At 70.1% G+C, this 1550-nt stretch carries 1 protein-coding gene; it reads right to left on the bottom strand.

The features are described from left to right. Positions 1–108 precede the first annotated feature (108 nt). Positions 109–1485, bottom strand: a complete 1377-nt coding sequence (locus IE263_RS48000; RefSeq protein ID WP_189944457.1) for an IS1380 family transposase — start codon at positions 1483–1485, stop codon at positions 109–111. Positions 1486–1550 lie beyond the last annotated feature (65 nt).

Below are 1550 nucleotides of genomic sequence, written 5' to 3'. Positions count from 1 at the left end.
GTGGCCGGGGGCGGGCAGGCCAGGGGTCCGGGTGTCGTCTCGGGTGGACGCCGGGTTCCACTGCTCCGGGCTGGATCCTCTTCTCGTAGGGACAGGTGAGTCCGCTTGTCAGCCGGGGTTCGGCAGGAGTGCAAGCCGTTCGAGGGCGTCTGTGATCTCGCGGGTCCAGGGCCAGTGGTGGGCGAGGCGGAGGATGCGCCGCCGGCCGGTGGTGACGAGCTGACCGGCCGCGGAGAACAGGCGGAGCCGCAGGCGGCGCGGTTCCCAGAGGCGGGCTCTGCCGGTCAGGGCGAGCACGGGCATCCAGGCCAGCAGGTCGAGAGCGATCTGGACGATCTCCAGCCAGACCCTGTTCTGCGCGGTGTCGTGCAAGGGAAGGTTCCGCAGGCCGGTCGAACGTGCGGCCCGGATGCGGTCCTCCGCGCGGGCCCGCAGCCGGTGACGGAGTTCGAGTTCGGCGATCGGCCGGTCGGGGGTGTTGGTGGCAAAGCAGGTGATCCGCATGCCGTCCGCGTCCGTGATTCTCAACTGGGCTCCGGGGTGCGGCCGTTCCTTGCGGACGATCAACCGCATGCCCTTCGCCCATCCGTCGAGCAGGTCACCGGTGAGTTCGGCGACCCAGGCCCCGTCACGGACTTCGCCGCTTGTCTCGACGGCTGGTGTCCAGGCCGATGCGGGGATCTTCAGGACGTGCTGGTGGACGGCCTCGGTGATCACCATGCCGACCGAGTAGGACAGCCAGCGTCCGCGCTGGGCGAGCCAGGCCACGAACTCATGGGTGCCGCCACCGGAGTCGCAGCGGATCAGCGTCCGTCGCCCTCGCCGGTACTTTCCTGGCAGTTGAGCGAGGGCGAGGCGGGTGGCGGTGATGTGGTCGGCGGCCGTGTTCGAGCCTGCGTTGCCTGGGCGGAGGAGAGCCGCGACGGGTTCTCCGGTTCCTCCGGGGCCGTGGTCGACGAACCCCATGAGCGGGTGGTGGCCGTAGGTCTTCTTCCAGGTCGGGGCGGCGTCCTGCTTGTCCGAGTGCGCGACGACCAGGACCCCGTCCAGGTCCACGATCACCTGCCCGCCGGCATCCGGAGCCTGCTCGCCGGCCAACTCCCAGACCTTTTTGCGGACTTCGGAACGTGCGGCGCGGATCGCGGTCAGCGCCTTCTCGCCCGAAGCGGCGAGGGTGTCGATCAACCGGGAGACCGTCGGATCGGAAGCCACCGGGCCGAACACGCCCGGCTCGGCCCGCAGCATGCCGACGTCGGCCAGGCAGTCGCCGCCGAGTGCGACGGCCAGGGCCACATCCAGCAGGATCTTGCCCGGATCGTGCACGGCCCGCGGCTTGCGCCACGGCGTGAGTCCCGCCGATATTGCCGCGTCCAGGCCGGACTTGCGGACCGTCTCGACCAGCAGCACCGACCCGGCCTGCGCGACCACCCCACGGCCCCCGCCCTCGGCACGGACACGCGGGTACGACCCGCTACTCTTCTTCACTTGGAGAGTGCTTCTTTCCTTGCAGCTGACAGGACCCTCGACAAGTCCCATCGTTGCAGGTCAGC

Source organism: Streptomyces aurantiogriseus, from assembly GCF_014649375.1.
In the GTDB taxonomy this organism is placed as follows: Bacteria; Actinomycetota; Actinomycetes; order Streptomycetales; family Streptomycetaceae; genus Streptomyces; species Streptomyces aurantiogriseus.
This window is presented reverse-complemented; position numbering and strand designations above follow the sequence as displayed.